Here is a 23,843-nt window from a genome sequence, read left to right as displayed (position 1 = left end):
CTACAGCTTGCGCAGCCGCAGCCGCTGCACCTTGTGGTCCGGGCCCTTGCGCAGGATGAGGGTGGCCCGGCCCCGGGTCGGGGCGATGTTCTCCACCAGGTTCGGCTGATTGATGGTCCGCCAGAGCATGCGCGCGTAGTCCAGGGCCTCCTCCTCGGAGACCTGGGTGTACTTGCGGAAGTACGACGACGGGTCCTGGAAGGCGGTCTGCCGCAGCTTCCGGAAGCGGCTGAGGTACCAGCGCTCGATGTCCTCGGTGCTCGCGTCGACGTACACGCTGAAGTCGAAGTAGTCGGCGAGACCGACCCGGGTACGGCCGTCCTTGCCGGGCAGCGCGGGCTGGAGGACGTTCAGCCCCTCGACGATGAGGATGTCCGGGCGGCGGACGACGAGGCGCTCGCCCGGCACGATGTCGTAGATCAGGTGGGAGTAGACCGGTGCCGACACCTCGTCCTTGCCGGCCTTGATGTCGGCGACGAAACGGGTCAGGGCCCGGCGGTCGTAGGACTCGGGGAAACCTTTCCGCGACATCAGGCCGCGGGCCTCCAGCTCCCGGGTGGGCAGCAGGAAGCCGTCCGTCGTGACCAGTTCCACGCGGGGGTGCTCGGGCCAGCGGGAGAGCAGGGCCTGGAGCAGGCGGGCGACGGTGGACTTGCCGACGGCCACGGAGCCGGCGACGCCTATCACGAAGGGGGTGCCGGACTGGGAGCCCTTCTCCCCGAGGAAGGTGTTCAGCGCGCCGCGCAGACCGTCCGTGGCGCCGACGTAGAGGTTGAGGAGCCGGGAGAGCGGGAGGTAGATGTCCCGCACCTCGTCCAGGTCGATGACGTCACCCAGACCGCGGAGCTTCTCCACCTCCTCGGCGCTGAGCGGCAACGGCGTCTTGTCGCGCAGCGCGCTCCACTCGGCGCGGGTGAGATCGACGTAGGGAGTCGCCTCCGGCCTGTGCCGGTGGGCGCTCCGGGGCATCGAGGAGACCGGTGAGATCACAGTCCATTGTTAACGGAGTTTGAACGGGGCGGCGGGGTGGGGTGCGTCACGTGGCCTCCGGGCAGATCCGGCGGTGTCCCTTCCCTACCCGTCCGGGGAGGGTCACCATCCGTCCCGCTACGGCCGCACGACCAGGTACTTCGCGTTGTCCACGACGAACTCGCCGTACCGGAGGGCCGATCCGACGGCTTCCAGCCTCCGGTACCGCTCCCGGGACAGCGAAGCGTCCGGCGCGTGCGTCATCGTCCTCAGCAGCACCCGGAACGCCAGGTCCGGGGTGCACCGGCGCGCGCAGTCGGTGAGCGCCGTACGGACCTCGGGGGCCAGGAACCGCGCCGCGTCGATCTCGTCGAGGACCGCGTCGAGGCAAGCGGCGCCGTCCTCCGCGTCCGCGCCCGTGCACGGGCGTACCTCCGAGGCCGACAGCCGCGCGTCACACAGCCGGACGAGCGTTCGCGTCCACTCGGCCGCGCCTCCCAGCCACTCGATGTTCGGCATGTGTTCCGCACCGGCGTACCACAGCACCTTCAGCGCGGGTGAGGGAAGGAGGCCGAGAGTCCGGGCGTCCCGGCGCAGCGCCAGTGCCTCCTCGTCGCACGAGGCCGCGAGCTGTCTTGCGACGACATCGGCGGCGTTGTCGCCGTCGTGATACCAGTCCTGATGGAAGTAGCCCATCACTCGGGAGACACCGAAGTCGAAATCCGTGTAACGCGGCATGCGACTCTTCTCTCATCCCGGGCAGCACGTCTCGGTGGGGAGTGTGCCCCCATGACCCTTCGTACGACGGTGGGAATTTCTGATTTCGGGCAAGGTAGGGCCGTTTCTGATCGGTTGTGGACCTTAGGCTGCCGCTCATGTGCGGAATCGTGGGATACGTAGGGTCACAGTCGGCGCTGGATGTCGTGATGGCCGGGCTGAAGCGGCTGGAGTACCGGGGCTACGACTCGGCGGGGGTCGCCGTGCTCGCGGACGGCGGGCTGGCCGCCGCGAAGAAGGCCGGGAAGCTGGTCAACCTGGAGAAGGAGCTGGTCGAACGGCCGCTGCCGACCGGCTCGACCGGCATCGGGCACACCCGCTGGGCCACCCATGGCGGGCCCACGGACGCCAACGCGCACCCTCACCTGGACAACGCGGGCCGGGTCGCCGTGGTGCACAACGGCATCATCGAGAACTTCGCCGTGCTGCGCGCCGAACTCGCCGAGCGCGGGCACGAGTTGACCTCCGAGACGGACACCGAGGTCGTCGCCCACCTGCTCGCCGAGGAGTTCTCGGTCACCGCCGACCTCGCCGAGGCGATGCGGCTGGTGTGCCGCCGCCTGGAAGGCGCGTTCACCCTGGTCGCGGTGCACGCCGACGCACCGGACGTGGTGGTCGGCGCCCGCCGCAACTCCCCGCTGGTGGTGGGCGTCGGCGAGGGCGAGGCGTTCCTGGCCTCCGACGTCGCCGCGTTCATCGCCCACACCCGCTCCGCGATCGAGCTGGGCCAGGACCAGGTGGTCGAACTGCGCCGGGACGGCGTCACGGTGACCGGCTTCGACGGCCGCCCCGCCGACATCCGCTCCTACCACGTGGACTGGGACGCCTCCGCCGCCGAGAAGGGCGGCTACGACTACTTCATGCTCAAGGAGATCGCCGAGCAGCCCAAGGCCGTCGCCGACACCCTGCTCGGCCGCATCGACCCCAGCGGCTCGCTGACCCTGGACGAGGTGCGGATCAGCCCCTCCGAACTGCGCGAGGTCGACAAGGTCGTCATCGTCGCCTGCGGTACGGCCTTCCACGCCGGCCTGATCGCCAAGTACGCCATCGAGCACTGGACCCGCATCCCCTGCGAGGTCGAGCTGGCCAGCGAGTTCCGCTACCGGGACCCGATCCTGGACGGCCGCTCCCTGGTGATCGCCATCTCCCAGTCCGGCGAGACCATGGACACCCTGATGGCGCTGCGCCACGCCCGCGAACAGGGCTCCAAGGTGCTGGCGATCTGCAACACCAACGGCTCGACCATCCCCCGCGAGTCCGACGCCGTGCTCTACACGCACGCCGGCCCCGAGGTCGCCGTCGCCTCGACCAAGGCCTTCCTCACCCAGCTCGTCGCCTGCTACCTGGTCGCCCTGTACCTCGGCCAGGTGCGCGGCACCAAGTGGGGCGACGAGGTCCACGCGGTCATCAAGGACCTGTCCCGGATCTCGCACGAGGTGGAACGGGTCCTGGAGACCATGGAGCCGGTCCGGGCGCTGGCCCGCACCCTGGCCACGAAGAACACCGTCCTCTTCCTCGGCCGGCACGTCGGCTACCCGGTGGCCCTGGAAGGCGCGCTGAAGCTCAAGGAACTCGCCTACATGCACGCCGAGGGCTTCGCCGCCGGCGAGCTGAAGCACGGCCCGATCGCGCTGATCGAGGAGGACCTTCCGGTGGTGGTGGTCGTACCGTCCCCGCGCGGCCGGTCCCTCCTGCACGACAAGATCGTGTCCAACATCCAGGAGATCCGCGCGCGTGGCGCCCGTACCATCGTCATCGCCGAGGAGGGCGACGAGACGGTGGTCCCCTACGCCGACCACCTGATCCGCATCCCGGCCACGCCGACGCTGCTCCAGCCACTGGTGGCCACCGTGCCGTTGCAGGTCTTCGCCTGCGAACTGGCCACGGCCCGGGGCAACGAGGTGGACCAGCCCCGGAACCTGGCGAAGTCCGTCACCGTGGAGTGAGGGGGCGGTGCGGGGCGCACGGCCGGACACCGTTCGCCCCGTACCGTTCCGCCCGGTCGGGCCGGGCCGGTGGTCACCAGTTGATGCAGGTCTTCGGCACCCAGCCGGTCTTCTTCTCGCCGCCGTAGTACCACAGGTTGCTCTTCTTGCCGCAGGCCGTGTACGAGCCGCCCTTGTAGGCCTTGCCGTCGTTGCACAGCGTGCCCTTGCGGCCCTTGCCCCAGATGCCGACGGCCGTGGCGGTCGTCTTCGGGGACGTGCGGACGTTGACGGTCTCCTTGGCCTTGACGTTGACGATCGCCTTGCTGCAGTCCTTCGGCAGGGACGCCGCGGAGGCGGAACCGGCGCCGACGACGGTCCCGGTGAGGGCCGTGCCGACGAGAACGGCGGTGGTGAGCGCGCTGCCCAGGAACCTCGACTTCAAGGTGCTGTCCTCCCGTTGTGTGCGTGGGCGCCGAGCTGACGTGCGCGACGCCGGTCACCGGGAAGGCTACTGGGCCACCGCCCGGTCGTGATCTTGAGGGCGGTGCGCGCGGACGCTCAGTGGACGGACAGGCCGCCGTCCACGTGGATCGACTGGCCGGTGACATAGGCGGAGGCGCCGCTCGCCAGGAACACGGCCGCGCCCGCGAAGTCCTCGGCCAGGCCGTTGCGGCCGGTCATCGTGCGCGCGGCCAGGGCCGCCACCCGCTCGGGGTCGGCCGACAGCCGCGCGTTGAGCGGGGTCATCACGAAGCCCGGCACCAGGGTGTTGCAGGTGACCCCGTACGGTGACCAGGCCTCGGCCTGGGAACGGGCCAGCGACTCCAGCCCGCCCTTCGACACGCCGTAGGCACCGCTCTGCACGAACGCCCGGTGCGCCTGCTGGGAGCTGATGTGGATGATCCGGCCGAAGCCCCGCTCGGCCATCCCCGGCCCGAACCGCTGCCCCAGCAGGAACGGCGCCTCCAGGTTCACCGCCATGGTGGCGTCCCACACGTCCTCGCCCAGCTCGCCCAGCGGCGGACGGAGGTTGATCCCGGCGGAGTTGACGAGGATGTCGGGCTCCCCGAACACGGCCGCCGCGTCCTCGGCGACCGCGCGCACCCCGTCCCGGCTGCCCAGATCACCGCTCACCCAGGCCGCCCGGCAGCCGTCGGCCGTCAACTCCGCGACCGTGTCGGTGAGTTCGCGCTCACGCCGGGCCACGATCACGACGCTCGCCCCGGCCCGCGCCAGCGCCCCCGCGACGGCCCGCCCGATGCCAGAGCTGCCGCCGGTCACCAGCGCGACACGGCCGTCCAGCGAGAACAGGCCGGAGAGATAAGCGTTCGTTGAGGTCATGCCCGCAGCGTAGGCGACGTGGTGTCGCCGGTATGCCGTCGGCCCGGGCCGTAGGGTGCTCGGCATGAGCATCATCGGGGTGGGCATCGACGTCGCCGAGATCGACCGGTTCCGGGCATCCCTGGAGCGGACGCCGGGGCTGGCCGGCCGGTTGTTCGTGGAGCGTGAACTGCTGCTGCCCAGCGGGGAACGGCGCGGCATCGCCTCGCTGGCGGCCCGGTTCGCCGCCAAGGAGGCGCTGGCCAAGGCGCTGGGGGCACCGCCGGGACTGCACTGGACCGACGCTGAGGTGTACGTGGAGGACAGCGGCCAGCCCCGCCTGCGGGTCAAGGGCACGGTGGCCGCGCGCGCGGCCGAGCTGGGCGTGCGGGCCTGGCACGTGTCGCTCAGTCACGACGCCGGGGTGGCCTCGGCCGTGGTGGTCGCCGAGGGCTGACCGGGCCCGCGCCGGGTGTGGACGGCCCCGGTTCGGGGGCAGACTCGGTGCCATGCGTACTGCGTACAGCGTGGAGACGGTAAGGGCGGCCGAACGGGCCCTGATGGCACGGCTGCCGGAGGGCGCGCTGATGCGGCGGGCCGCCGCCGGACTGGCCGCCGCCTGCGCCGGACTGCTCGGGCGGGTGTCCGGCAGCCGGGTGGTGCTGCTGGTGGGCAGCGGGGACAACGGCGGGGACGCCCTGTACGCCGGGGCCCGGCTGGCCCGGCGCGGCGCCGGGGTGACCGCCGTCCTGCTCGCGCCCGGACGCACCCACACCGCCGGGCTCGCCGCGCTGCGCCGGGCGGGCGGCCGGGCGGTCACGGCGGACCGGGGTGAGGCGGCGGTCGCGCGGGCCCGCCTGGTCGTGGACGGCATCGTCGGCATCGGCGGCAAGGGCGGGCTGCGGCCGGACGCGGCACGGCTCGCCGAGGCGGTCGAGCGGTCCGGGGCCGCCGTCGTCGCCGTGGACCTGCCCAGCGGCGTCGACGCGGACACCGGGGAGGTGCGGGGGGCCGCGCTGCGCGCCGACCTGACCGTCACCTTCGGCGCGTACAAGCCCGGACTGCTGGTGGACCCCGCGCGGGAGTACGCCGGAGTGGTCCGGTTCGTCGGCATCGGCATCGAACCGCCGCCCGCCGACGCCGTACTGCAAGCCCTGCAACACGCGGACGTGGCGCGGCTGTTGCCGACCCCGGAGGCGGAGAGCGACAAGTACCGGCGCGGGGTGGTCGGGATCGCGGCGGGCTCGGCCCGGTACCCGGGCGCGGCCGTGCTGGCGGTGTCCGGGGCGCTGCGCGGCGGGGCCGGGGCCGTGCGGTACGTCGGCCCGGCCGGGGACGCGGTCCTCGCGCGCTACCCGGAGACCCTGGTCTCCGACGCCGGACCCGCCAAGGCCGGCCGGGTGCAGGCGTGGGTGACCGGGCCGGGCGCCGGGGACGACGCGGCGACCGTGGCCGAGGTGCTGGCGACGGACGTGCCCGTGCTGCTCGACGCGGACGGGCTGCGGCTGGCCGACCGGGACGCCGTACGGGGGCGCGGCGCGCCGACGCTGATGACCCCGCACGCGGGCGAGGCCGCCGCGCTGCTGGGGGTGCGGCGCGAGGAGGTCGAGGCCGCCCGGCTGGCCGCGGCGCGCGAACTGGCCGCGCGGTACCGGGCGACGGTCCTGCTGAAGGGCTCCACCACCCTGGTCGCCGGCCCCGACGGCGGACCGGTACGGGTCAACCCCACCGGCACCCCCTGGCTGGCCACGGCCGGCAGCGGCGACGTGCTCTCCGGCCTCGCCGGTTCCCTGCTGGCGTCCGGCCTGGACCCGCTGGACGCCGGGAGCGTGGCCGCGTACCTGCACGGCCTGGCGGGCCGCTTCGCCGCGCAGGGGGCGCCGACGGGGGCCCACGACGTGGCGGCCCGGATTCCGGAGGCGTGGCGGAACGTACGGGGTTGAGCCGTCGCGGTCCGGTACCTGGGCGCGTCGCGGGTACGGGGTTCCCGGGCGCGCCGGGTGCGTTGCGCGTACGGGATTCCTGACAGGCCGGGTGTGTTGCGCGTACGCGAATCCTGGCGGGTCGGGTGCGTTGCCGGTACCTGGTCCCCGGTGGCCGGACGTGCTGCGGGTACAGGTTTCCGGGCGGGCCGGGCGTGTTGCGGGTACCGGGTTTCCGGGCGGGCCGGGCGTGCCGCGGGCACCGCCTCCCCGGCCCGGCCGGGTGTGTCGTGAGGCTGGGCGCTCGCCGGTGGTTGTCGGGGGCCGGGCGGTCGTGGGGGAGCCCGGTCGCCGGGCCCGGGCCCCGTGGGCCGTCGGCGGCCTCTGAGAGACTGGGGCGCGATGACTGAGACAGCAGCTGAGCCGACCGCCGCCCTGCGCGCCCGCGCCGAGATCGATCTGGGCGCCCTGCGCGCCAATGTGCGCGCCCTGCGCGCCCGGGCGAAGGGCGCCGCCGTGATGGCCGTCGTCAAGTCCGACGCGTACGGCCACGGCGCGGTGCCGTGCGCCCGCGCCGCCCTCGCGGCCGGTGCCACCTGGCTCGGCACGGCCACCGCCGAGGAGGCCCTCGCACTGCGTGCCGCCGGGCTGTCCGGCCGCCTGCTGTGCTGGCTGTGGGTGCCGGGCGGCCCCTGGCGGGAGGCCGTCGAGGCCGACATCGACGTGTCGTTGAGCGGCATGTGGGCGCTGCGCGAGGTCACCGCCGCCGCCCGCGCGGCGGGCCGCCCCGCGCGCGTGCAGCTCAAGGCCGACACCGGGCTCGGCCGCAACGGCTGCCAGCCCGGCGCCGACTGGGCCGAACTGGTCGGCGAGGCGCTGCGCGCCGAGGCCGAGGGGCTGGTCCGGGTCACCGGACTGTGGTCGCACTTCGCGTGCGCCGACGAGCCGGGGCACCCCTCCATCGCCGCCCAGCTCACCCGGTTCCGGGAGATGGTGGCGTACGCCGAGGAGCGGGGCGTACGGCCCGAGGTGCGGCACATCGCCAACTCGCCGGCCGCCCTCACCCTGCCCGAGAGCCACTTCGACCTGGTCCGCACCGGCATCGCGATGTACGGCGTCTCGCCCAGCCCGGAACTGGGCACCCCGGCGGACTTCGGGCTGCGCCCGGTGATGACGCTCAGCGCCTCCCTCGCCCTGGTCAAGCACGCACCGGGCGGCCACGGCGTCAGCTACGGCCACCACTACGTCACCCCCGGCGAGACCACCCTCGGCCTGGTCCCGGTCGGCTACGCGGACGGCATCCCGCGGCACGCCTCGGGCAGTGGCCCGGTGCTGGTCGACGGCAAGTGGCGGACGGTCGCCGGGCGGGTCGCCATGGACCAGTTCGTGGTGGACCTCGGCGGTGACGAGCCCCCGGTGGGGACCGAGGCGGTGCTCTTCGGACCGGGCGACCGGGGCGAGCCCACCGCCGAGGACTGGGCGCAGGCCTGCGGCACGATCGCGTACGAGATCGTCACCCGCATCGGCACCCGGGTCCCGCGCGTCCATGTGGACGAGCGGGAAGCGGGGTAACCCGTCCCGGAGCGACGGCCCCGGACCACCGGCCGCACCGGCACGCGGCCCGGGACCACCGGCGTCACCATCCGTTTCGCCCGTCCAGGCGAACTCCAGCAGGGGAAAGAGGAGCGGTACGTGAGCGAGAGCAGCGCGGAGACCGTGGCGGACCTCGTCGCCTCGGCCGCCTCCGCCTCCGCCGCGGGGGCGGCCGGGAGCTGGCGCCGGGCGACCGGCATCGCCGGTGCCGCGCTGGGCGTGCTCGCCGCGGGCGCGGCGGCCGGTGTCGCCGTGGAGCGGATGACGGTGGGGCGCGAGGTGCGCCGCAAGGCCCGGCTGGCGCTGGACGCGGCCGGCCCGTACGGCACCCTGCGCGGCACCCCCGGCACGGCGTACGCCGACGACGGCACCGAGCTGTACTACGAGGTCGACGAGGCCGAGCCCGACCAGGGCCCGGAGGTCTCCCCGCGCCGCCGCCGGCTCTTCGGCAGCAAGGCGCCCGCCCCGGTCACCGTCGTCTTCTGCCACGGCTACTGCCTCAGCCAGGACTCCTGGCACTTCCAGCGGGCCGCCCTGCGCGGGGTCGTACGGACCGTGTACTGGGACCAGCGCAGCCACGGCCGGTCCGGGCGGGGCGTGGCCCAGACCCGGGACCGGGTGCCGGTCACCATCGACCAGCTCGGCCGGGACCTGAAGGCCGTGCTGGACGCCGCCGTCCCCGACGGCCCGGTGGTGCTGGTCGGCCACTCGATGGGCGGGATGACGGTGATGGCGCTGGCCGCCCAGTACCCCGAGCTGATCCGGGACCGGGTGGCCGCCACCGCCTTCGTGGGCTCGTCGTCCGGGCGGCTCGGCGAGGTCAACTTCGGGCTCCCGGTGGCCGGGGTCAACGCGGTGCGCCGGATCCTGCCCGGGGTGCTCCGGGCGCTCGGCCGGCAGGCGGAGCTGGTGGAGAAGGGGCGCCGGGCCACCGCCGACCTGTTCGCCGGGATCATCAAGCGGTACTCGTTCGCGGGCGGGGAGGTCGACCCGTCGGTGGAGCGGTTCGCCGAGCGGATGATCGAGTCCACGCCGATCGACGTCGTCGCCGAGTTCTACCCGGCCTTCACCGACCACGACAAGACCGAGGCGCTCGCCCGCTTCCGGGACCTGCCGGTGCTGGTGCTGGCCGGGGTGCAGGACCTGGTCACGCCCAGTGAGCACAGCGAGGCCATCGCCGGCCTGCTGCCCGACGCCGAGCTGGTGCTCGTGCCGGACGCCGGGCACCTGGTGATGCTGGAGCACCCCGAGGTGGTCACCGACCGGCTCGCCGACCTGCTCACCCGCGCGGGAGCGGGGCCCGCAGGGGCTACCGTAAGTGGCTATGGAACGACCAGCAGCACCAGCAGCGCACGCGGCCGCTGAGATCCGGCTGACGATCACCTCCCCCGAGCAGATGCGGGAGCTGGGCCGGCGGCTGGCCGGGCTGCTGCGCGCGGGCGACCTGGTGATGCTCAGCGGGGAGCTCGGCGCGGGCAAGACCACCCTGACCCGGGGGCTCGGCGAGGGGCTCGGGGTACGCGGCGCGGTCACCTCGCCGACCTTCGTCATCGCCCGGGTGCACCCGTCCCTCGGCGACGGCCCGCCCCTCGTGCACGTCGACGCCTACCGCCTGGCCGGCGGCCTGGACGAGATGGAGGACCTGGACCTCGACGTCTCGCTGCCGGACTCGGTGATCGTCGTGGAGTGGGGCGAGGGCAAGGTCGAGGAACTGGCCGAGGACCGCCTCCAGGTCGTCATCCACCGCGCGGTCGGCGACACGACGGACGAGGTCCGGCACGTGACGCTGACCGGGCTGGGGGAGCGGTGGGCCGAGGCGGGCCTGGGGACGCTGGCGGGCTGAGCGCCCGCGCCCGGCCGCCGGGGCGTCGCATCCGGCGGCCGGCCCGGCGTCCTACCGGATCACCACCACCGGCACCCCGATGGTGGCGAACCGCCACAGCGCGTCGCCGTCCGCCCGGCTCTCCCGGATCCCGCCCGTCTTCACGTTCGGGTCGGCCACCGGGCCCGACTCGCTGTGCACGGCCGCGCTGAACCCGATCACCACCTCGTCCACGCTGGTGAACCGCACCACGTGCTCGACGGGCAGGCCGTCGGTGCCGGTGGCCGTGTTGGAGCGGGAGGTGACCCAGTACGTGCCCGGCGCCGGGTCGACGCTGCCCGGACGCACCGTGAAGGTGCGCCGCACCCGGTCGCCGGCGGCGACCAGCCAGACCCGGTCGTCGTCCACCGAGTACACCACCCGTTCACCCGTTCCGGAGCCGTCCGGCAGGGCGGTCGGGTGCCGCCGGTCCCGGGGCGCCTTCGCCTTCGCCGCCGCGGACGCGCTCGCCGCCGGCCCGTCGCGCAGCGCGGCCGGTACGGTCGCCTGGGCCCGCAGCGCCAGGAAACCGACCGTTCCCAGGGCCGCCGCGGTGAGGCCGGCCACGATCGCCGAGCTGGTCCCTGCCACCTGCGCCCACCTCTGCTTCGCGTCCGCTTCGAGCCTGTTTTGAGGCATATGTCGTATTCGTGGAGACCGTAGCAGCCGGTGGCCGTTCGTCCCGGGCGGCCGTGCGCGAGCCGCGGGCGCCGTAGGCTGTTCGCGTGCTCTTGCTCGCTCTGGATACCGCAACACCCGCCGTCACCGTCGCGCTGCACGACGGCACGGACGTCATCGCCTCGACGAGCCAGGTGGACGCGCGCCGGCACGGAGAGCTGCTGCTGCCGGCCGTCGACCGGGTCCTCGCCCGGGCCGGACTGAAGCTGGAGTCCGTCACCGGCGTCGTCGTCGGCACCGGACCCGGCCCCTACACCGGCCTGCGCGTCGGCCTGATGACCGCGGACACCTTCGGCCTCGCGCTCGGTGTCCCGGTGCACGGCGTGTGCACGCTGGACGGCCTCGCCTACGCCGCCGACATCGAGAAGGGCCCCTTCGTCGTGGCGACCGACGCCCGGCGCAAGGAGGTCTACTGGGCGACGTACGCCGACTCCCGCACCCGGCTGACCGATCCGGCCGTGGACCGCCCCGCCGACATCGCCGAGCGGGTCGCGGGCCTGCCCGCGGTCGGCGCGGGCGCGCTGCTCTACCCGGACACGTTCCCGAGCGCCCACGAGCCCGAGCACGTGTCCGCCGCCGCGCTCGCCTCGCTCGCGGCGGAGCGGCTGGCCGCGGGCGGCGAACTGCCCGCGCCCCGGCCGCTGTACCTGCGCCGCCCGGACGCCCAGGTCCCCAAGAACTACAAGGTGGTCACCCCCAAGTGACACAGCCGGCACCTCCCCGACTGCGCGAGATGCGCTGGTGGGACATCGACCCGGTCCTGGAGCTGGAGCGGGACCTGTTCCCCGAGGACGCCTGGTCCCGCGGGATGTTCTGGTCCGAGCTGGCCCACGCCCGGGGCCCCGAGTCCACCCGGTGCTACCTCGTCGCCGAGTCCGCCGACGGCCGGATCGTCGGGTACGGGGGCCTGGCCGCGGCCGGTGACGTGGCCGACGTCCAGACCATCGCCGTCGCCCGCGACCACCAGGGCACCGGCCTCGGCGCCCGCCTGCTGGCGGAACTGCTGCGCGCGGCGACCGCGTTCGAGTGCCCCGAGGTGATGCTCGAATGCCGGGTCGACAACGTCCGCGCCCAGAAGCTCTACGAACGCTTCGGCTTCGTCCCCGTCGGTTTCCGGCGCGGCTACTACCAGCCCGGCAACGTGGACGCCCTGGTGATGCGCCTGACCACGGGATCCGACAGCGGCACCGCCGCCGGGTCCGACCCAGTACAAGGAACCGAGATCAATGACTGACGAACCTCTCGTCCTCGGCATCGAGACCTCCTGCGACGAGACCGGCGTCGGCATCGTCCGCGGCACCACCCTGCTGGCGGACGCCGTCGCCTCCAGCGTCGACGAGCACGCCCGGTTCGGTGGTGTCGTACCGGAGGTGGCGTCCCGGGCCCACCTGGAGGCGATGGTCCCCACCATCGACCGCGCGCTGAAGGAGGCGGGAGTCAGCGCCAAGGACCTGGACGGCATCGCGGTCACCGCGGGCCCCGGCCTCGCGGGCGCCCTGCTCGTCGGCGTCTCGGCGGCCAAGGCGTACGCCTACGCCCTCGGCAAGCCCTTGTACGGCGTGAACCACCTCGCCTCGCACATCTGCGTGGACCAGCTGGAGCACGGCCCGCTGCCCGAGCCGACGATGGCCCTGCTGGTCTCCGGCGGCCACTCCTCGCTGCTGCTGTCCGCGGACATCACCTCCGATGTGCGCCCGATGGGTGCGACCATCGACGACGCGGCCGGCGAGGCCTTCGACAAGATCGCCCGCGTGCTGAACCTGGGCTTCCCCGGCGGCCCCGTCATCGACCGCTACGCCAAGGAGGGCGACCCGGCGGCCATCGCCTTCCCGCGCGGCCTGACCGGCCCCCGCGACCCGGCGTACGACTTCTCCTTCTCCGGCCTGAAGACCGCCGTGGCCCGGTGGATCGAGGCCAGGCGCGCGGCCGGCGAGGAGGTCCCGGTCCGTGACGTCGCCGCCTCCTTCCAGGAGGCCGTGGTCGACGTGCTGACCCGCAAGGCCGTCCGCGCCTGCAAGGACGAGGGCGTGGACCACCTGATGATCGGCGGCGGTGTCGCGGCCAACTCCCGGCTGCGCGCCCTCGCCCAGGAGCGCTGCGAGGCGGCCGGCATCCGGCTGCGCGTGCCGCGCCCCAAGCTGTGCACGGACAACGGCGCGATGGTGGCCGCGCTGGGCGCCGAGATGGTCGCCCGCAACCGGGCCGCCTCCAGCTGGGACCTGTCGGCCGACTCCTCCCTGCCGGTGACCGACCCGCACGTCCCCGGACACGGCCACGACCACGTGCACGAGGTCAGCAAGGAGAACCTGTACTCGTGACCGTCGCACTGATGTGGGAGGCGCGGGCCGCCGAGGGCCGGGGCGCCGACCTGCTCGCCTGGGTCCGCGCCCAGCGCCTGGCCGGGGAGCCGCTGCGCCGCGAGACCTTCCGCGCGCCGCAGGACCGGGTGCTGGTCGTCACCTGGTGGGACGCCCCGTACGACGCCCCGCTGCCGGAGCTGCCCGAGCCGGACCCGGAGCTGGTGACGCGGGCCGTGCACCGGTGGCGGTTCGAGTCGGTGGCGGACGGCTGACGCAGGGGAGCGCGGTGGGGCGCCTGAGGCCGGCGAGACTCCTGTGACTGGAGTTGCGGAGGGGCCCCCTTCCTGCGCTATGATCATCACACAGCGAACGGCCGGAACACCGGCCCGGAGCCAGTGCGTTGGTGGTCCAAGGAAAGACGCCCCGCTTCCTGCGGGGAGATGCAGGTGCAAGGCCTGCCCGGCGCTCCACTCGACACCCCGCCCCCGGGACACCGGAGGCGGGGTGTCGGCGTTGTGGCGGGCCCGAAAGTTTCGGCCAGATTTCGGACCCCAGTCCGAAAGTTTCGAGGGCTTTGCGGTGCACAGTTCTTCGTCGCACGCTTCCGCGCCGCTACGATCGCCGGTATGAAGCCGCCGAAGCCCGCAGCAACCCAGACGGCGACCCTCGCCGAGATCGCCCGGGAGGCCGGGGTCTCCGCCCCGACTGTTTCGAAGGTCCTCAACGGCCGCGCCGATGTCGCCCCGGCGACGCGCACCCGGGTCGAGGAGCTGCTGCGCGCCCACGGCTACCGGCGCCGGCGCGCCGAGGCGTCCCGCTCGCCGCTGATCGACCTCGTCTTCCACGAACTGGAGAGCGCCTGGGCGCTGGAGGTCATCCGGGGCGTGGAGAACGTGGCCAGGGACGCCGGGCTGAGCGTGGTGCTGTCCGAGTCGGCCGGCCGGCTCACCCCCGGCCGCACCTGGGCCGACCAGGTCGCCGCCCGCCGCCCGCACGGCGTGGTGCTGGTGCTGTCCGACCTCGACGAGTCCCAGCGGGCCCTGTTGACCAGCCGCTCCGTCCCGTTCGTGGTGATGGACCCGGCCGGCGACCCGGGCCCGGACGTGCCCTCCATCGGCGCCACCAACTGGCAGGGCGGGCTCGCCGCCACCCGGCACCTGGTGGAGCTCGGCCACACCCGGATCGGCGCCATCAGCGGCCCGTCCCGGATGATGGGCAGCCGCGCCCGGATGGACGGCTACCGGGCGGCGCTGGAGACGGCCGGGCTGCCCGTGGACCCCTCGCTGGTGCTGACCGGCGACTTCCACCACGACGCCGGGTACCGCCTGGGACTGGAGCTGCTGCGCCGCCCGGACCGGCCCACCGCCGTCTTCGCGGGCAACGACCTCCAGGCCCTCGGCCTGTACGAGGCCGCCCGGGAACTGGGCCTGCGCATCCCGGAGGACCTCAGCGTGGTCGGCTTCGACGACCTGCCGGTGGCCCGCTGGGTGGGCCCCCCGCTGACCACCGTACGGCAGCCGCTGACCGAGATGGCCGAGGCCGCGGCCCGGCTGGTGCTGGAGCTGGGGCGGGCCGAGGACGAGCGGGCGACGACCCGGGTCGAGCTGGCGACGAGCCTGGTGGTGCGCTCCAGCACCGCCGCTCCCGCGCCGGCCGGGAGCTGACGTGCCGAGAGTCCCGGCCCGCGCGGCCGTCTGTCGCGCCGGCGCCTCGTCCAACGGCCCGGCGTGGACCGCTGAATGAGAATTTCACAAGAAAACCGGATTGCGCCGAAAGCGCTAACAGCGCGTTCATCATTCGGACTTATGTTCCTCTCGTGACGCGACACGAGGAGCAAGGCGACACGGGCAGACGGACGGGCCGGCGGTCCACGGCGCTCCGGATCGCCGGCCTGACCCTGACGGGCACCCTGGCGCTGGCCGTGGCGGCGGCGGGCTGGGCGTACTGGCACCTGAACCACAACATCACCAGCGTCGACATCGACAGCGCGCTCGGCGACGACCGGCCCGCCCGCGCGATGCTCACCCCCGCCCCGGCCGCCTCCGCCGACGGCCCCCCGGTGCCCACCGGCTCGCTGAACGTCCTGGTCCTCGGCTCGGACTCGCGCAGCGGCGAGGCCAACCGGGAACTGGGCGGCGGGGACAGCGAGGGCGCCCGGTCCGACACGGCGATGGTCGTGCACCTCGACGCGGGCCGGACGACGGCGACCGTGGTCAGCATCCCGCGCGACACGCTCGTCACCCGCCCGTCCTGCCCGCTCGACTCGGGCGGCGCCTCGGCACCGGCGTACGGCGTGATGTTCAACAGCGCCTACGCGGTGGGCGGTCCGGTGTGCGCGGTGAAGACCGTGGAGACCCTCACCGGCGTCCGCATGGACCACTACCTCGAAATCGACTTCTCCGGCTTCGCCCGGCTGGTCGACGCGCTCGGCGGGGTGGACGTCACCACCGGCCAGGACATCGACGACGACCAGAGCCACCTGCACCTCGCGGCCGGCACCCACCACCTCGACGGCGCACAAGCCCTGGCCCTCGCCCGCACCCGGCACGGCATAGGCGACGGCAGCGACCTGGGCCGCATAGGGCTCCAGCAGACGCTGGTGAAGGCCCTGCTGGAGCAGGTCGCCGACGCCGGACTGCTCACCGACCCGGCCCGGCTGTACCGGGTCGCCGACGCCGCCACCGCCGGCCTGACCACCGACACCGGACTGGACTCCCTGGGCGAGCTGATGAGCCTCGGCCGGAGCCTGGAGGGCCTCACCGCCGACCGGGTGACCACGGTGACGATGCCGGTCGTCACGGCCCCCTCCGACCCCAACCGCGTGATCCCCGAGGAACCCCGGGCGAGCGAACTCTGGGCGTCCCTGCGCTGAACTTCGAGGTGTTTGGGGGCTTTTGGGGTGTGCGGAACGGGCGGCGGAAAAATCTCCCCGGATTTTTTCGGTGCCCGTGTCGATCCCTGCGTCTCCCGTTCGACGTACAGGCGAGCGGTGGGGAACGGCCCCACCGCCCGACCGAGGGAGACACCATGCCCCGCTACCTGTCGCTCGTGCGCATCGACGAGTCCACCGCGCCCGCCGGGGGCCCCAGCCCGGAGCTGATGCAGCGGATGGGTGAGCTGATCGAGGAGATGACCAAGGCCGGCGTCCTGCTCGACACCTCCGGGCTGACCCCGGCCGCGCAGGCCGTCCGGGTGGCCTGGGACGGCGAGCGGACCTCCGTGACCGACGGGCCGTTCGCCGAGTCCAAGGAGGTCGTCGGCGGCTACGCGTTCATGCAGTGCAAGGACCGCGCCGAGGCCCTGGAATGGACCCGGCGCTTCCTGAGCATCCACGGCCCGGAGTGGACCATCGCCTGCGAGCTGCGGGAAATCGTTGAGTACTGAGTACTGAGCCACTTGGCCGAAAGCCTCACTCGGTGTTGCATGTGGGCTGTGCGACCACAGCCCACGGCAGACCGGCCGACCCCCGCCCAGGCCATCGAGACCGTCTTCCGGCTCCAGGCGCCGCGGGTGATCGCCGGCGTCACGCGGATCGTGCGGGACGTCGGGATCGCCGAGGAACTGGCGCAGGACGCGCTGGTCGCCGCGCTGGAGCAGTGGCCCCGGGACGGGGTGCCCGACAACCCCGGTGCCTGGCTGACGGCCATCGCCCGGCGCCGGGCGGTCGACCTGGTCCGGCGCCGCGAGGTCTACGCCCGCAAACTGGCCGAGATCGGCCGGGACCTGGAGACCACCGCGCCGCCCGCGGAGCCCGCGGAGCCCGACGGCATCGACGACGACCTGCTCCGGCTGGTCTTCACCGCCTGCCACCCGGTGCTGACCCCGCAGGCCCGCACCGCGCTCACGCTGCGCCTGCTCGGCGGCCTGACCACGGCCGAGATCGCCCGCGCCTTCCTGGTGCCGGAGGCGACGGTCGCGCAGCGGATCGTCCGCGCCAAACGCACCCTCGCGGCGAAGAACGTCGCCTTCGAGGTGCCGTACGGGCCCGACCGCGCCGCCCGCCTCGGCTCCGTCCTGGACGTCGTCTACCTGATCTTCAACGAGGGGTACGCGGCCACCGCCGGCGACGACTGGCTGCGCCCCGGCCTGTGTGAGGACGCCTTGCGGCTGGCCCGGGTGCTGTCCGGGCTGATGCCGGGGGAGCCCGAGGTGCACGGCCTGAGCGCGCTGCTGGAGTTCCAGGCGTCCCGCACCCCCGCCCGTACCGCCCCCGACGGCACACCGGTGCTGCTGCGGGACCAGGACCGCCGCCGCTGGAACCGCATGCTCATCGCGCGCGGGGTGCACGCGCTGGAGCGCGCCGGGGCCACCGCGGCGGGACCGCCGGGACCGTACGCCCTCCAGGCGGCCATCGCCGCCTGCCACGCGCGCGCGTACACCTACGAGGAGACCGACTGGCGGGCCATCGCCGCCCTGTACGGACTGCTGGCCGCCCGCGCGCCGTCCCCGGTGGTCGAGCTGAACCGCGCGGTCGCCGTGTCGATGGCCGAGGGGCCGCAGCGGGGCCTGGAACTGGTGGACGCCCTGGCCGCCGAACCCGCGCTGCGCGGCTACCACCTGCTGCCCAGCGTCCGCGGCGACCTGCTGGCCCGGCTGGGACGCGTCCCCGAGGCCCGCGAGGAGTTCCTCCGGGCGGCCGGTCTGACCCGCAACGAACGCGAACGCGCGCTGCTGCTGCGCCGGGCGGATCAGCCCAGCGGCTGACCGATCAGCATCGTCGGCGCCCCCGCCACCCGGGTGAGGAAGACGGTGGCCGCGTTCGGCCCCTGCGGCCTCACCTTGCGGCGCAGCTCCTCCGGTTCGACGGCCGAGCCGCGCTTCTTCACGGTCAGCGTGCCGACCTCGCGCTCGCGCAGCAGGGCCTTGAGCCGCTTGACGTTGAAGGGCAGCCGGTCGGTGATCTCGTAGCCGGTGGCGTACGGAGTGGGCCGCGGCTCGTCGGCGGTGACGTAGGCGATGGTCGCGTCCAGCAGCCCGCCGCCGAGCTCCTCGGCCACCTCCGCGACCAGGTGGGCGCGGATGACCGCGCCGTCCGGCTCGTACAGGTACCGCCCCACCGGCCGCACCGCCGGGTCGGGCAGGCCGCGGCCGAGCAGCGTGCGCGGTCCCGGCAGCAGGGTGGCCCGTACGGCGCCCGGCGCCCCGGTGCCGAACCACAGCACGGCCTCCTTCACGTCCCCGCCGTCCGAGATCCACTCGGCCTCGGCCTCGGCCGGGACGATCTCGTGCGGGATGCCGGGCGCGATCTTCAGCGCCGCGCGGGGCGCCCGGCGGGCCGTCTCGACCGCCCAGGACAGCGGCGGCGAGTACGCCTCGGGGTCGAACACCCGGCCGCGCCCGCCGCGCCGGGCCGGGTCCGCGAACACCGCGTCGTACCCGGCGGTGTCCACCTCCGTCACATCGGCCTCGCGCACCTCGATCAGCTCCGCCAGGCCCAGCGCCTCGGCGTTGGCGCGGGCCGCCGCCGCGGTCAGCGGGTCGCGGTCCACGGCCAGTACCCGGATTCCGGCCCGCGCCAGCGCGATGGCGTCCCCGCCGATGCCGCAGCACAGGTCGGCCACGGAGGTCACGCCCAGCTCCGTCAGCCGCCGCGCCCGGTAGGCGGCCACGCTCGCCCGGGTGGACTGCTCGACCCCGTTCGGGGTGAAGAACATCCGGCCGGCGTCCTCCGCCCCGAACTTCGCCACCGCCCGCTGCCGCAGCCGGGCCTGGCCCAGCGCGGCCGAGACCAGTTCGGCGGGGTGGTCGCGGCGCAGCCGGGTGGCCACCGCGAGTTCCCGCGCGGGCTCGGTGTCGCGCACCTCGTCGAGGAGGGCGCGGCCTTCGGGGGTGAGGAGCAGAGCGAGGTCGTTCACCGGCTCATTGTGGGCCAGTCGGTGGATGGTGCGCCCGCGGCGGCGGTGTCGGCCCGGGGCGCGGGCCGGGGCCTGGGAGGATCCGGCACCATGCGAGCAGTAGTACAAAATGACAAAAGTCGGGCATGGGTCGCGAAGGCGGATGACAGAGGCCGGGCACGGGTCGCGAAGGCGGATGACAGAGGCCGGGCACGGGTCGCGAAGACGGACGACAGAAGCCGGGCGCGGATCGCGAAGACGGCCGCGGCCACCACCGCCCTCGCACTGGCCGCCCTCCTGACCGGCTGCGCCGGAGATCCCGCCCCGGCCCCGGCCCAGGGCGGCCCCGCCCGCCCCCTGGACCCCCGCGCCCGCCAGGCCGCCGAACACGCCCGGCTGGCCGCCGCCGCCCGGCGCTGGGGCCTGGAGCGGACCCCGCTCACCCCGCCGGCCCCGCCCGCCGAGAAACCCCGGATCACCCCCCGGGACGGCTTCGAGGTGGACGGCCAGGAGGAGGAGAACCTCCCCCCGGTCTTCACCACCGTGCCCACCCGGCAGAAGGTCGTCTTCCTCACCATCGACGACGGCGCCGAGAAGGACCCGGCGTTCCTGCGCATGATGAGCGAGCTGAAGGTGCCGTACACCGCGTTCCTCAGCAACTACGTCATCGAGGACGACTACGGCTACTTCCGCCGGATGCAGGCCCAGGGCGTCACCCTGAACAACCACACCCTCACCCACCCCTACCTGCCCGGGCTGTCCTACGAGGAGCAGCGCGACGAGATCTGCGGCATGCAGACCGTCATGAAGAAGCAGTTCGGCAAGGCGCCCACCGTCTTCCGGCCGCCGTACGGCAACTACAACGGCGACACCCTGCGCGCCGCCAAGGAGTGCGGCATCAAGTACGCGCCGATCTGGGACGAGGAGGTCTTCGTCGACCACTGGGAGTACCGCGACTGGGACCGCCGGCTGCACCCCGGCGACATCGTCCTCACCCACTTCCGCGGCCGGGACGACTGGAACGGCACGATGGTGGACGACATGCGGAACTTCCTGGACAAGGTCACCCGCGAGGGCTACGCCGTCGCCCGCCTGGAGGACTACCTGTGAGGCACCTGCGGGGCCCTGCCGCGCTCCTCGCCCCGGCCCTGCTCCTGACGGGCTGCGCCCAGTCCGTCGACCCCATCGAACGCCTCGGCAAGAAGGCCGTCGAAGGGGTGCGCCCGCACGCCGGAGCCCCCGGCCGGAATCACCGGCACCGGAGACCGCCCCGCCCGCTCGCCCGCCCCTCGGCCCACGCGCTCCCCCGCTCCCCGTTCCGCCCGGCCCGCCCGCTCGCCGGACACCCGGCGCCCCCCGCCCCGTCCCCGGCCACCGCCACTTCGCCCGCCTGCGCGCCCTCGGCGACATCGTCCTCGTGGACCTCGACGAGTCGGGCCACGTACCCCTGCGCGAGCGCGCGGCACGGGTCCTCAGGGCGGCCCGGGAGCGGGGCCTGACGACGGCCCGCCTGGGGGACTGTGTCCAGGAGAGCCGGCCCCTCGGGACCGTCGGTCAACGCCAAGACGGCCGATTCACCGCCGACGCGCCGCACGGGATTGGCACTCCGCTTGACCGAGTGCTAACCCCGGTCATAGTCTCAGGTCTGGCACTCCGCAGGTGAGAGTGCCAACAAACGCGACGGGCAGGTCCGGCACCCGCGACGACGGATCGACCTGGTCGCCACCTCAGACAGTTAACCCCGTGAGATCTCCGAAGGGGGAGGTCGGATCGTGACGACCGCCAGCTCCAAGGTTGCCATCAAGCCGCTCGAGGACCGCATCGTGGTCCAGCCGCTGGACGCCGAGCAGACCACGGCCTCTGGCCTGGTCATCCCGGACACCGCGAAGGAGAAGCCCCAGGAGGGCGCCGTCCTCGCCGTGGGCCCGGGCCGGTTCGAGAACGGTGAGCGCCTTCCGCTCGACGTCAAGGTCGGCGACGTCGTCCTCTACAGCAAGTACGGCGGCACCGAGGTGAAGTACAACGGCGACGAGTACCTCGTCCTCTCGGCTCGCGACGTGCTCGCGATCATCGAGAAGTAATCACCTCAAGCAACTCTCCGCTTGAGCTGCGCCCCTGGCCCCCGCGACCGATAAGAAGCCGGGCGCCCGGGGCGCGGCGTTTTTCACCCACAGATTTCCGAGAGGGCTCCCGCTGTCATGGCGAAGATCCTGAAGTTCGACGAGGACGCCCGTCGCGCCCTTGAGCGCGGCGTCAACAAGCTTGCCGACACCGTCAAGGTGACGATCGGCCCCCGCGGCCGCAACGTCGTCATCGACAAGAAGTTCGGCGCCCCCACCATCACCAACGACGGTGTCACGATCGCCCGCGAGGTCGAGATCGAGGACCCGTACGAGAACCTCGGCGCCCAGCTGGTGAAGGAGGTGGCGACCAAGACCAACGACATCGCTGGTGACGGCACCACCACCGCCACCGTGCTCGCCCAGGCGCTGGTCCGCGAGGGCCTGAAGAACGTCGCCGCCGGCGCCTCCCCGGCCGCCCTGAAGAAGGGCATCGACGCCGCCGTCAAGGCCGTCTCCGAGGACCTGCTCGCCACCGCGCGCCCGATCGACGAGAAGTCCGACATCGCCGCCGTGGCCGCGCTGTCCGCCCAGGACCAGCAGGTCGGCGAGCTGATCGCCGAGGCGATGGACAAGGTCGGCAAGGACGGTGTCATCACCGTCGAGGAGTCCAACACCTTCGGCCTGGAGCTGGACTTCACCGAGGGCATGGCCTTCGACAAGGGCTACCTGTCGCCGTACTTCGTGACGGACCAGGAGCGCATGGAGGCCGTCCTGGAGGACCCGTACATCCTCATCAACCAGGGCAAGATCTCCGCTATCGCCGACCTGCTGCCGCTGCTGGAGAAGGTCATCCAGGCCGGCTCCTCCAAGCCGCTGCTGATCATCGCCGAGGACATCGAGGGCGAGGCCCTGTCGACCCTGGTCGTCAACAAGATCCGCGGCACCTTCAACGCCGTCGCGGTGAAGGCCCCCGGCTTCGGCGACCGCCGCAAGGCGATGCTCCAGGACATGGCCGTCCTCACCGGCGCCACCGTCATCTCCGAGGAGGTCGGCCTCAAGCTCGACCAGGTCGGCATCGACGTGCTCGGCTCCGCCCGCCGCGTCACCGTCACCAAGGACGACACCACGATCGTCGACGGCGCCGGCAAGTCGGAGGACGTGCAGGGCCGCGTCGCCCAGATCAAGGCCGAGATCGAGAACACCGACTCCGACTGGGACCGCGAGAAGCTCCAGGAGCGCCTCGCGAAGCTGGCCGGCGGCGTGTGCGTGATCAAGGTCGGCGCCGCCACCGAGGTGGAGCTGAAGGAGAAGAAGCACCGTCTGGAGGACGCCATCTCCGCGACCCGCGCCGCGGTCGAGGAGGGCATCGTCTCCGGTGGTGGCTCCGCTCTGGTCCACGCCTCCAAGGTCCTCGAGGGCAACCTCGACAAGACCGGCGACGAGGCCACCGGTGTCGCCGTGGTCCGCAACGCCGTGGTCGAGCCGCTGCGCTGGATCGGCGAGAACGCCGGCCAGGAGGGCTACGTCATCGTGTCCAAGGTCAAGGACCTGGACAAGGGCCAGGGCTACAACGCCGCCACCGGCGAGTACGGCGACCTGATCAAGGCCGGCGTCATCGACCCGGTCAAGGTCACCCGCTCCGCCCTGGAGAACGCCGCCTCCATCGCCTCCCTGCTGCTCACGACCGAGACCCTGGTCGTCGAGAAGAAGGAAGAGGAAGAGCCGGCCGCCGCAGGCCACAGCCACGGCCACGCCCACTGAGGCCGACGCCCGTGAGGGAAGGCCCGGTACCCGCCGAGGGTGCCGGGCCTTCGCCCTGTCCGCCTACCGCTCCAGCTCGTCCAGCGCCCCCAACTGCTGCATCAGCCCCAGCTGGTCGTGCTGCCACCACAGCTCGGTGATCTTTCCGCCGGGGCCGAACCGGAACAGCGTCATCCCGGTCATGGCGACCTGCCGGCCGGTGGGCGCGATCCCCAGGAAGTCGCCCCGGTGCGTGCCGCGCCAGGACCAGCGGGCGCAGGCCCGGTCGCCCTCGCACAGCACGTCCTCGACCGTGAACGCGAAGTCGAAGGCGCCCCGCCACATCCGGAACTCGGCGCGCGCGTTGTCCAGCCCGATGGTGTCCTGCGGGTTCATCGGATCGCGGCTGTGGACGTCCTCGTCCAGCAGGTCGTTCAGCGGCGGCAGCTCATCCGCCGTGCCCAGCGCCCGGAAGAACCGGCGCACGGCACCCTCCGCCGGCCGCTCGTCCCGTACGACGTCCAGACCGGTGAACGTCGGCCGCTCCTCGCACAGCGCGGCCAGCTCCCGGAAGATCCGCTCCGCCTCCGGGAGGCCGGTGCTCCGCCGCGCCTCCTCGTACGAGGGGAACTCCACGACCTCCACCACGTGCGACGCGTCCGAGCGGTCCCGGCCCACCACCGCGTGCGTCGCCGTCCGTCTGCCGTGGGCCCGCCGGAGCCAGTCGTCCATCAGCCGGTTCATCTCGTCCAGCCGGCTCGTCCTGCACTCGATGAGCTGTACGAAGGTCATGGCGCCGCCTCCGGCCCCTGGTCCGGTAACCGTCCCGCCCATTTTCCCACCGGGGCGGCGGCGCCA

General features: G+C 73.4%; 24 protein-coding genes and 1 tRNA gene. 18 read left to right on the top strand and 7 right to left on the bottom strand.

From position 1 onward, the window contains the following. Nucleotides 1–969 carry a type I pantothenate kinase gene (gene coaA, locus Srubr_RS27805; RefSeq protein ID WP_189994534.1) on the bottom strand — a complete coding sequence of 323 codons (969 nt, stop codon included), beginning with the start codon at nt 967–969 and terminating at the stop codon, nt 1–3. 138 nt (nt 970–1,107) lie between these two features. Further along, nucleotides 1,108–1,707 carry a hypothetical protein gene (locus Srubr_RS27800; RefSeq protein ID WP_189994100.1) on the bottom strand — a complete coding sequence of 200 codons (600 nt, stop codon included), beginning with the start codon at nt 1,705–1,707 and terminating at the stop codon, nt 1,108–1,110. A 137-nt stretch (nt 1,708–1,844) separates the two neighbouring features. Between Srubr_RS27800 and glmS the strand changes: the two genes are divergently transcribed. After that, nucleotides 1,845–3,692: a glutamine--fructose-6-phosphate transaminase (isomerizing) gene (gene glmS, locus Srubr_RS27795; protein ID WP_189994098.1), complete on the top strand. Its 1,848-nt coding sequence runs from the start codon at nt 1,845–1,847 to the stop codon at nt 3,690–3,692. Nucleotides 3,693–3,765: 73 nt separating this feature from the next. Here glmS and Srubr_RS27790 read toward each other — a convergent pair whose 3' ends face one another. Further along, nucleotides 3,766–4,116 carry a hypothetical protein gene (locus tag Srubr_RS27790; RefSeq protein ID WP_189994096.1) on the bottom strand — a complete coding sequence of 117 codons (351 nt, stop codon included), beginning with the start codon at nt 4,114–4,116 and terminating at the stop codon, nt 3,766–3,768. 116 nt (nt 4,117–4,232) lie between these two features. Then, nucleotides 4,233–5,015, bottom strand: a complete 783-nt coding sequence (locus Srubr_RS27785) for an SDR family NAD(P)-dependent oxidoreductase (protein ID WP_189994094.1) — start codon at nt 5,013–5,015, stop codon at nt 4,233–4,235. Between the two features lie 64 nt (nt 5,016–5,079). On the opposite strand from Srubr_RS27785, the gene Srubr_RS27780 reads away from it, so the two are divergent. The 5 genes from Srubr_RS27780 to tsaE all read left to right on the top strand — a co-directional run bounded on the left by Srubr_RS27780 (nt 5,080) and on the right by tsaE (nt 10,352). Continuing rightward, complete coding sequence (locus tag Srubr_RS27780; protein ID WP_189994091.1) at nt 5,080–5,451, top strand: holo-ACP synthase; 372 nt, start codon at nt 5,080–5,082, stop codon at nt 5,449–5,451. 52 nt (nt 5,452–5,503) lie between these two features. After that, nucleotides 5,504–6,937, top strand: a complete 1,434-nt coding sequence (locus tag Srubr_RS27775; protein WP_189994089.1) for an NAD(P)H-hydrate dehydratase — start codon at nt 5,504–5,506, stop codon at nt 6,935–6,937. A gap of 381 nt (nt 6,938–7,318) precedes the next feature. Continuing rightward, nucleotides 7,319–8,488, top strand: a complete 1,170-nt coding sequence (alr, locus tag Srubr_RS27770; protein WP_189994087.1) for an alanine racemase — start codon at nt 7,319–7,321, stop codon at nt 8,486–8,488. 120 nt (nt 8,489–8,608) lie between these two features. Further along, nucleotides 8,609–9,874, top strand: a complete 1,266-nt coding sequence (locus tag Srubr_RS27765) for an alpha/beta fold hydrolase (RefSeq protein WP_189994085.1) — start codon at nt 8,609–8,611, stop codon at nt 9,872–9,874. Continuing rightward, nucleotides 9,834–10,352 carry a tRNA (adenosine(37)-N6)-threonylcarbamoyltransferase complex ATPase subunit type 1 TsaE gene (gene tsaE, locus Srubr_RS27760; protein WP_189994083.1) on the top strand — a complete coding sequence of 173 codons (519 nt, stop codon included), beginning with the start codon at nt 9,834–9,836 and terminating at the stop codon, nt 10,350–10,352. The genes Srubr_RS27765 and tsaE overlap by 41 nt, the downstream gene beginning before the upstream one ends. Before the next feature lie 51 nt (nt 10,353–10,403). On the opposite strand, the gene Srubr_RS27755 is transcribed toward tsaE, so the two are convergent. After that, nucleotides 10,404–10,961: a hypothetical protein gene (locus Srubr_RS27755; protein ID WP_189994077.1), complete on the bottom strand. Its 558-nt coding sequence runs from the start codon at nt 10,959–10,961 to the stop codon at nt 10,404–10,406. A gap of 134 nt (nt 10,962–11,095) precedes the next feature. On the opposite strand from Srubr_RS27755, the gene tsaB reads away from it, so the two are divergent. The 9 genes from tsaB (at nt 11,096) to Srubr_RS27710 (ending at nt 18,052) form a co-directional block, all read left to right on the top strand. Continuing rightward, a complete protein-coding gene (gene tsaB / locus Srubr_RS27750) occupies nt 11,096–11,752 on the top strand; it encodes a tRNA (adenosine(37)-N6)-threonylcarbamoyltransferase complex dimerization subunit type 1 TsaB (RefSeq protein ID WP_189994075.1) in 657 nt (218 codons plus the stop codon). 29 nt (nt 11,753–11,781) lie between these two features. Beyond that, nucleotides 11,782–12,282, top strand: a complete 501-nt coding sequence (gene rimI, locus Srubr_RS27745) for a ribosomal protein S18-alanine N-acetyltransferase (protein ID WP_189994532.1) — start codon at nt 11,782–11,784, stop codon at nt 12,280–12,282. Further along, nucleotides 12,275–13,366 carry a tRNA (adenosine(37)-N6)-threonylcarbamoyltransferase complex transferase subunit TsaD gene (tsaD, locus tag Srubr_RS27740; RefSeq protein ID WP_189994073.1) on the top strand — a complete coding sequence of 364 codons (1,092 nt, stop codon included), beginning with the start codon at nt 12,275–12,277 and terminating at the stop codon, nt 13,364–13,366. Before rimI ends, tsaD begins: the two co-directional genes overlap by 8 nt. Next, nucleotides 13,363–13,620: a hypothetical protein gene (locus Srubr_RS27735; RefSeq protein WP_189994071.1), complete on the top strand. Its 258-nt coding sequence runs from the start codon at nt 13,363–13,365 to the stop codon at nt 13,618–13,620. The genes tsaD and Srubr_RS27735 overlap by 4 nt, the downstream gene beginning before the upstream one ends. 125 nt (nt 13,621–13,745) lie before the next feature. Next, nucleotides 13,746–13,818 (top strand) — tRNA-Gly (locus Srubr_RS27730). A gap of 156 nt (nt 13,819–13,974) precedes the next feature. Next, the gene (locus Srubr_RS27725; protein ID WP_189994069.1) at nt 13,975–15,012 is read left to right on the top strand and encodes a LacI family DNA-binding transcriptional regulator; all 1,038 of its coding nucleotides are present in this window, start codon (nt 13,975–13,977) and stop codon (nt 15,010–15,012) included. A gap of 152 nt (nt 15,013–15,164) precedes the next feature. Further along, the gene (locus tag Srubr_RS27720) at nt 15,165–16,220 is read left to right on the top strand and encodes an LCP family protein (RefSeq protein ID WP_189994067.1); all 1,056 of its coding nucleotides are present in this window, start codon (nt 15,165–15,167) and stop codon (nt 16,218–16,220) included. A 155-nt stretch (nt 16,221–16,375) separates the two neighbouring features. Next, nucleotides 16,376–16,732 carry a YciI family protein gene (locus Srubr_RS27715; protein ID WP_189994066.1) on the top strand — a complete coding sequence of 119 codons (357 nt, stop codon included), beginning with the start codon at nt 16,376–16,378 and terminating at the stop codon, nt 16,730–16,732. A gap of 39 nt (nt 16,733–16,771) precedes the next feature. Continuing rightward, on the top strand, nt 16,772–18,052 hold the full coding sequence (locus tag Srubr_RS27710) for an RNA polymerase sigma factor (protein WP_189994063.1): 1,281 nt from the start codon (nt 16,772–16,774) through the stop codon (nt 18,050–18,052). On the opposite strand, the gene Srubr_RS27705 is transcribed toward Srubr_RS27710, so the two are convergent. Next, entirely contained in the window at nt 18,037–19,203 is a 1,167-nt protein-coding gene (locus Srubr_RS27705; protein WP_229926628.1) for a THUMP-like domain-containing protein, read from the bottom strand. The genes Srubr_RS27710 and Srubr_RS27705 overlap by 16 nt on opposite strands. A 90-nt stretch (nt 19,204–19,293) precedes the next feature. Here Srubr_RS27705 and Srubr_RS27700 point away from each other — a divergent pair, with 90 nt between their 5' ends. The 3 genes from Srubr_RS27700 to groL all read left to right on the top strand — a co-directional run bounded on the left by Srubr_RS27700 (nt 19,294) and on the right by groL (nt 23,006). Beyond that, on the top strand, nt 19,294–20,292 hold the full coding sequence (locus tag Srubr_RS27700) for a polysaccharide deacetylase family protein (RefSeq protein WP_373313468.1): 999 nt from the start codon (nt 19,294–19,296) through the stop codon (nt 20,290–20,292). A gap of 662 nt (nt 20,293–20,954) precedes the next feature. Beyond that, the gene (gene groES, locus Srubr_RS27695; protein ID WP_004955293.1) at nt 20,955–21,263 is read left to right on the top strand and encodes a co-chaperone GroES; all 309 of its coding nucleotides are present in this window, start codon (nt 20,955–20,957) and stop codon (nt 21,261–21,263) included. Between the two features lie 117 nt (nt 21,264–21,380). Then, the gene (gene groL / locus Srubr_RS27690) at nt 21,381–23,006 is read left to right on the top strand and encodes a chaperonin GroEL (RefSeq protein WP_189994060.1); all 1,626 of its coding nucleotides are present in this window, start codon (nt 21,381–21,383) and stop codon (nt 23,004–23,006) included. 63 nt (nt 23,007–23,069) lie between these two features. On the opposite strand, the gene Srubr_RS27685 is transcribed toward groL, so the two are convergent. Then, complete coding sequence (locus Srubr_RS27685) at nt 23,070–23,777, bottom strand: ester cyclase (RefSeq protein WP_189994058.1); 708 nt, start codon at nt 23,775–23,777, stop codon at nt 23,070–23,072. Nucleotides 23,778–23,843 lie beyond the last annotated feature (66 nt).

This window comes from Streptomyces rubradiris (assembly GCF_016860525.1).
In the GTDB taxonomy this organism is placed as follows: domain Bacteria; phylum Actinomycetota; class Actinomycetes; order Streptomycetales; family Streptomycetaceae; genus Streptomyces; species Streptomyces rubradiris.
This window is presented reverse-complemented; position numbering and strand designations above follow the sequence as displayed.

Coding starts and splice junctions, on each gene's coding strand:
- groL (WP_189994060.1), top strand. CDS start 21,381: ATGGCGAAGATCCTGAAGTTCGACGAGGACGCCCGTCGCGCCCTTGAG.
- Srubr_RS27715 (WP_189994066.1), top strand. CDS start 16,376: ATGCCCCGCTACCTGTCGCTCGTGCGCATCGACGAGTCCACCGCGCCC.
- Srubr_RS27700 (WP_373313468.1), top strand. CDS start 19,294: ATGCGAGCAGTAGTACAAAATGACAAAAGTCGGGCATGGGTCGCGAAG.
- Srubr_RS27710 (WP_189994063.1), top strand. CDS start 16,772: ATGTGGGCTGTGCGACCACAGCCCACGGCAGACCGGCCGACCCCCGCC.
- tsaE (WP_189994083.1), top strand. CDS start 9,834: ATGGAACGACCAGCAGCACCAGCAGCGCACGCGGCCGCTGAGATCCGG.
- coaA (WP_189994534.1), bottom strand. CDS start 969: ATGCCCCGGAGCGCCCACCGGCACAGGCCGGAGGCGACTCCCTACGTC.
- Srubr_RS27685 (WP_189994058.1), bottom strand. CDS start 23,777: ATGACCTTCGTACAGCTCATCGAGTGCAGGACGAGCCGGCTGGACGAG.
- rimI (WP_189994532.1), top strand. CDS start 11,782: ATGCGCTGGTGGGACATCGACCCGGTCCTGGAGCTGGAGCGGGACCTG.
- Srubr_RS27725 (WP_189994069.1), top strand. CDS start 13,975: ATGAAGCCGCCGAAGCCCGCAGCAACCCAGACGGCGACCCTCGCCGAG.
- Srubr_RS27775 (WP_189994089.1), top strand. CDS start 5,504: ATGCGTACTGCGTACAGCGTGGAGACGGTAAGGGCGGCCGAACGGGCC.
- alr (WP_189994087.1), top strand. CDS start 7,319: ATGACTGAGACAGCAGCTGAGCCGACCGCCGCCCTGCGCGCCCGCGCC.
- tsaD (WP_189994073.1), top strand. CDS start 12,275: ATGACTGACGAACCTCTCGTCCTCGGCATCGAGACCTCCTGCGACGAG.
- Srubr_RS27780 (WP_189994091.1), top strand. CDS start 5,080: ATGAGCATCATCGGGGTGGGCATCGACGTCGCCGAGATCGACCGGTTC.
- glmS (WP_189994098.1), top strand. CDS start 1,845: ATGTGCGGAATCGTGGGATACGTAGGGTCACAGTCGGCGCTGGATGTC.
- Srubr_RS27785 (WP_189994094.1), bottom strand. CDS start 5,015: ATGACCTCAACGAACGCTTATCTCTCCGGCCTGTTCTCGCTGGACGGC.
- Srubr_RS27800 (WP_189994100.1), bottom strand. CDS start 1,707: ATGCCGCGTTACACGGATTTCGACTTCGGTGTCTCCCGAGTGATGGGC.